Origin of the sequence: Lactobacillus sp. UMNPBX12 (genome assembly GCF_002553955.1) — a bacterium.
GTDB lineage: Bacteria > Bacillota > Bacilli > Lactobacillales > Lactobacillaceae > Lactobacillus > Lactobacillus crispatus.
In genome coordinates, this window is the sequence record NZ_PCYY01000043.1 from 1 (window position 1) to 5,228 (window position 5,228).

Here is a 5,228-nt window from a genome sequence, read left to right on the forward strand (position 1 = left end):
ATCACACACCAGATGAAATCTTCGAAAGAGAATTAGATAAAATCTATCAAACAGCGTAAGTGTTCAATTTATTATTGCAATTTACGTGTATATTGTTTTACAGAAAAAACTTATTAATAATAAAGAAAATAGAGCAATTATAAATATTACATATTTTTTAACCATAAAGCCTACTCCTTTTTTAATAAATATATTATGATGCTCTCATAAAGTAGAAAGAAGGAATGAATCATGCATATTAAGCAAATTAAATTTTCAATTATTCTTTTTCTTTTAACATTTGTAATTTTCCTTTTTACTTTAAAAGGTTTCACTACTACTGTATTGGCTGATGAAGATACTACGGTTGAAACTGTAGCTACTTATAATTATAATAAAGTGCCTGCTGATACATTGGCTACTATAAAAGATATAGTAGCTAATGATAACACTATTAGTATGAAAGTTAAGGATGGATACTTAATTCTTACAAAGTTTATTCCAATTCTCCAGAGTTAGAAAATCATCCTAATGATCCATTAGCATCTTCAAAATGGAAAACAGCGGCGGCTAAAACTGTTGTAAAAGTAGCTGTGCCGATTTTGAAAAAGTTTGCTAAAAAGTCAGGCGTAAAATTAGGTGATCATGCATTGGGGAACATAACTGCTATTCTTACAGGAGTAGAAGACAATGTTCAAGATAGATTATATAAGACTCTTCGTAATATAGGATTCTCAAAATATTGGGCTGGCGTTACTTCAAGAGCAATAGTATTCGCTTTATTCTAACTAGTCAGTAAAATTTATCTCCATGGTCTGATAGAAAATAGACTTTTTAAGTATATTTGCGATTATTTTATATATTGGGAAGTAGTTAAAAATGAAAAAAAAGTTTTTTAAGGTATTGGCTATCTGTTTATGTCTTTTTTCAATAATTGATAGTGGGTTATATATTTTATATGATTTTGAGTGTATCAATGCTTTACTTAAGCTCTTAGGTGTAAAATCCGTTATCAGTGTAATTCTTAGGTGGATCATAATTGTGGTGGCTGTTGTATTTATAGTCAAATATGATTCAATTTTTGATTATGCATTTAGAAGTTCTGATGATGCAAGTATAACTAAAAAGACAAAGGACAACTAAGTTAAGATATTGCCATGATTGGCACTTTGGGAATCGAATCTTTGGGATTCGGTTCTTTTTCTCGTGTGTCGGGCATGATATTTTATCTGGTCCAGTAAAAGTCTGAATCATGGGTAGTTGTCGCCAAGTGTAGTTAATCATAAGCTAGTAATAGCGACTATATGGGAGTTGTACTAACAAGGCAATATTATTTATGTTTCATTATGTATATTCATGATACATACTATGCTTGGAAGCTTAGAAAATATGGTTAGTGGAATTGTATTACAAGCAGCAATTAAGACCGAAAAAGGCGAGCAACCATCGTTTCAATTTATAATGATCTAGATGCTGGAATTGAAGTAATCGTATTGTCTATCAATGGATATTTGTTCGATCATTATGGTATTGGACTTGCACGGGTGTAAGTTTAGCTATTATAGAGTTGCTGATATTTATAATAGGGTTAAAGGATGAGTCTGGGAAAAATTCGTAAATTAAAAGATCAATTTGCGAGAAAGAACTATTTACACAAAAGATTTGACAGTTTCTCAATGAATCGAGTAAGAGAATATCGTAAGCAACACCAAATATCACAAATGGAGCTTGCTAGACGGATAGGGGTGGCAAGGCAAACCATTAATTTGATTGAGAATGATAAGTATAATCCATCGCTAGAATTGTGCCTGAACTTGGCGCATGCATTAGGGACGGATTTGAATACTTTGTTTTGGGATGGGGATGAAGCAAAATGAGACGAGAAAGTTTATGGCTTAAGTTTGTCAGATATTGGTATGGCATTGATAGTAAATTAGACGAGCGGCAATTAGCAGAGGTTGAGCGAATCGGTAATAATGCCTATGTAATCTCTGGTGTAGTGGAACTGATCTTACTGGTTATCACGCTAATTATGGCATTGACTATTAAAAGTGAGCTGGCTTTGTGGTTTTTACCTTTGGCGATTGCAATTATTATGCTGATGATGAGTGCTTATACTTATTTGGCAATGCGAAAATTAAAAATATTCTCTGTCGAAATTACAGCAGATGAACGCCCCAAAGCAATTCGTAGAATATGGATAAAGGCTATAATAGCGGGAATAATTGGTGCAGTTTTTGGTACATTAGGTAGCGCGCTAGGAGCTTCTTCTGTGCAAAATAATCTAGTAAATGTGCTTGATTTTTGGCCACAAGGTTTATGGCTAGGCGTATGTTGCGGTGCTGGTAGTGCGATTGGAAGAGTGCAACGATTGAAAGTAATTAAAGAAGACGAATAAGCGAATCGAAAGTAGTCGATCCGCTTTTTTTGCTGAAAAACTATATAATTAAAGTAACAATAAAATTTACAGCAAGGCAAAAAGGATGAAAAAACAAAATAAGACTGGCTCAATTGGCGTAGTGGGTGCCACGACCATCGGTGTTGGTGGCATGATGGGAGCAGGCCTATATACATTGCTCGGCTTGGCCGCCAACTCTGCTGGTGTTTGGCTGCAGTATCATTTCTAATTGGAGGCATTGTGGCCGCATTTTCAGTTTATTCGTATTCAAAGTTAGGAATGAAGTATCCAGATCGAGGCGGTGCCGCTAAGTTTTTGCTAAAAGAATTCGGAGATGGCCTGCTAGCTGGTGGGATGAACGTCTTCCAGTATATCGGCTGGATTATCGCCATGGCGTTATATGCGACCGGATTTGCGGAATATGCCTGCCAACTATTGGGAAAATCAAGCTCAGGCTGGCTGGGTAAGGCAATCAGTATCGGAATTGTCATCGTGGTTGTGGCAATTAATATTATGGGCTCAAAGCAAGTGGCACGTGCGCAAATGGCAATTATTGCGTTTGAATTGTTAATCTTACTGTCTTTTGTAGCGGTAGGTTTAACTAAGCTGCATGTGCCGACAATTACTAGTTCAAATAGCGGCAATATTGTAGGTATCCTATCTGCTGCGGGTTTACTTTACGTAACTTATGAAGGTTTTGGCAACGGCTGGTAAGCTAGTATTAGGCAACTGGGGTCTGTTCATCACTTCACTGATTGTCTGCATCTTCGTTGTGATTTTCCCATTATCAGCTGTTGGTGAGATGGCCAGCCTAGCCTTTTTATTGGTGTATGCCATGGTTAACTTAGGCCACTTGCGCATTGCAGGACAAACTGGGGCCGAGCGCTGGATTTTGATTTGCTCTGTTGTATTGAATCTAGCTTTGTTTGCTTTGTTGTTTATTCAGACAATTCTCAACCACGAAACTTTAACTTGGATTTCAGTAATTGCTTTGTTAATTATTAGTTTTTTAGTTGAACTTGCTGGGCGAAAAAAGAATAAACGCAACCTGCATTGGTTAGGAAAAAAATAGTAATTTATGATACAAAAAGTCGACTTTTGTTCCACTTATTGGGTACAAAAGTCGGCTTTTTGTTTTTTTCGTTGTCAAAACAATATCTTTAATATTTTAATTCAGATATACTCTCTTTGATCAAGTTTGAAGTGAGGGAAAATGAATGAAAAAGTTATTGATCGGAAGCGCAGTCTTAGCTGCCTTATTAATTAAAGAAAATATCGCAGTAAATGCGGCAATAGAGCAAAACGAAACAACGCCTAAGATTGCAGTTACTGACAAAAAAGAGAAGCCAAAAGACCAGTCTGATAATAGTTTGGCAGGTCATTATGACCAAGAGACAAATTTTATTACCTGGGAAATAAGGCTGAATCCCAAGAAAGAAAAATATACTGGTGATTTGAAGTTGGAAAATTTAATTCCAGAAGGCTTAGTTCTAGATCCAGATACGATTGAAGTAATTAAGAATGATAATTTTATTCAAAATTCTAGTTTAGTTAAATTGAAGAAAAACAAATTAACAGCTGAATTTCCTGCTAAGAAGTATTCAGAGAGCACAATTTTGATTAAGTATCGAACCAAGGTGGAAGCAGAGCCTAATGAGCCTAATTATCTTCGGGTGAGTCAGTCCTTTACTTTGGGCGATAATCGAGTTCAAGAATACGAGCAAGAAATTAAATACGATCGAAGTAATAAGAATTTTAACATTGAAGCGCCACATAAATCTACGTTTAGAGATGATAATCAAATTTCGTTAATTAAAAAATCTAAAAATAATGAAGAACGCTCTGAAGATTGGCTTAAACGTCTAGCAGAGCTGATTATTAATAAAAAAGAAACTACTTCAGATAAAGGAGGTGAAAAAGTTCAAGGACAGGTCAAAGATCAAAAGCAGCAAGCTTCCCCAGAAAATACAAACCTTTCACGCACTCCAACTGTAAAAGGCTTGACTGGTTTTGATACTAAGGCTAACGAGGTAAAATCCACGGCTAAAATAGATTCTGATTCAGTAAAAACTACTCTAGATAAAGACGAGATTAAGGACAATGCAAGTACTATCTCGCCTAAGTCGCAAAAACACGATACTCATGTCACACTCCCTAAAAGTGACACATCAGAAATTAAGGCAAAATTACCTAAAGCTGGTGAAACTGCCGGTGTTATGCTCAGCGTATTGGGCATAATTTTAATAATTGCAGGGTGGACAGTTCGAACAAAATTCTTAAAATAATCTATATTTGTACTAAAATACGGATTTTCAATAGCCAAAATAGACTCTTTCACGTATTATTGAGATAGATAAACTTGTATCATGAAAGAGAAACAAACATGCCGTACACTATTTCAGAAATTATTGTTTTATTTTTTACTTATTCAGTTATCGGCTGGCTTTGGGAAACCTTTTATTGTTCGATCAAAGACCACCATTATGATTATCGGGGATTTCTGTTTGGTCCTTACTGCCCCGTATATGGGTTCGCCGTTACTACAATTTTAATTTGTACCAAAGACGTGCGAGATAACCTGCTCCTTTTATTTATAGTAGGGACTATCGTTGCCACTATTTTCGAATTTGTGGCTAGTTGGCTATTAGAGACAATCTTTCACATGAAGCTTTGGGATTATTCAAAATTATGGGGTAACATTCAAGGTCGAGTGGCCCCAATGATTTCATTATTTTGGGGCGTTGGTGTAGTTTTATTAGTAAAATTTATTCAGCCAATCATTCAGAAGCTCATTAATAATGAAGAAAAGATAACTCATGGCTGGCTAGCTGTGGGTATTACCATTATTATG

Annotated in this window: 7 protein-coding genes and 1 pseudogene; all 8 read left to right on the top strand. The window is 35.5% G+C overall.

Annotated features, from left to right (window positions below; translation table 11 throughout):
- Positions 1-231 precede the first annotated feature (231 nt).
- Positions 232-498 carry a hypothetical protein gene (locus CP363_RS10210; protein ID WP_061205001.1) on the top strand — a complete coding sequence of 89 codons (267 nt, stop codon included), beginning with the start codon at positions 232-234 and terminating at the stop codon, positions 496-498.
- A 1,157-nt stretch (positions 499-1,655) separates the two neighbouring features.
- The gene (locus CP363_RS10225; RefSeq protein WP_061205194.1) at positions 1,656-1,856 is read left to right on the top strand and encodes a helix-turn-helix transcriptional regulator; all 201 of its coding nucleotides are present in this window, start codon (positions 1,656-1,658) and stop codon (positions 1,854-1,856) included.
- Entirely contained in the window at positions 1,853-2,377 is a 525-nt protein-coding gene (locus tag CP363_RS10230; RefSeq protein WP_061204999.1) for a DUF3278 domain-containing protein, read from the top strand. The genes CP363_RS10225 and CP363_RS10230 overlap by 4 nt, the downstream gene beginning before the upstream one ends.
- A gap of 85 nt (positions 2,378-2,462) precedes the next feature.
- Complete coding sequence (locus tag CP363_RS11055) at positions 2,463-2,606, top strand: hypothetical protein (RefSeq protein ID WP_223876012.1); 144 nt, start codon at positions 2,463-2,465, stop codon at positions 2,604-2,606.
- A gap of 11 nt (positions 2,607-2,617) precedes the next feature.
- Positions 2,618-3,091: an amino acid permease gene (locus CP363_RS11060; protein ID WP_233187168.1), complete on the top strand. Its 474-nt coding sequence runs from the start codon at positions 2,618-2,620 to the stop codon at positions 3,089-3,091.
- Complete coding sequence (locus CP363_RS11065) at positions 3,066-3,449, top strand: hypothetical protein (protein ID WP_233187169.1); 384 nt, start codon at positions 3,066-3,068, stop codon at positions 3,447-3,449. Before CP363_RS11060 ends, CP363_RS11065 begins: the two co-directional genes overlap by 26 nt.
- 145 nt (positions 3,450-3,594) lie before the next feature.
- Positions 3,595-4,662 (top strand): peptidase, encoded by a 1,068-nt coding sequence (locus CP363_RS10240; protein WP_098036213.1) that lies wholly within the window; start codon positions 3,595-3,597, stop codon positions 4,660-4,662.
- Between the two features lie 98 nt (positions 4,663-4,760).
- Positions 4,761-5,228, top strand: a pseudogene (locus CP363_RS10245) (putative ABC transporter permease); the annotation flags it as partial.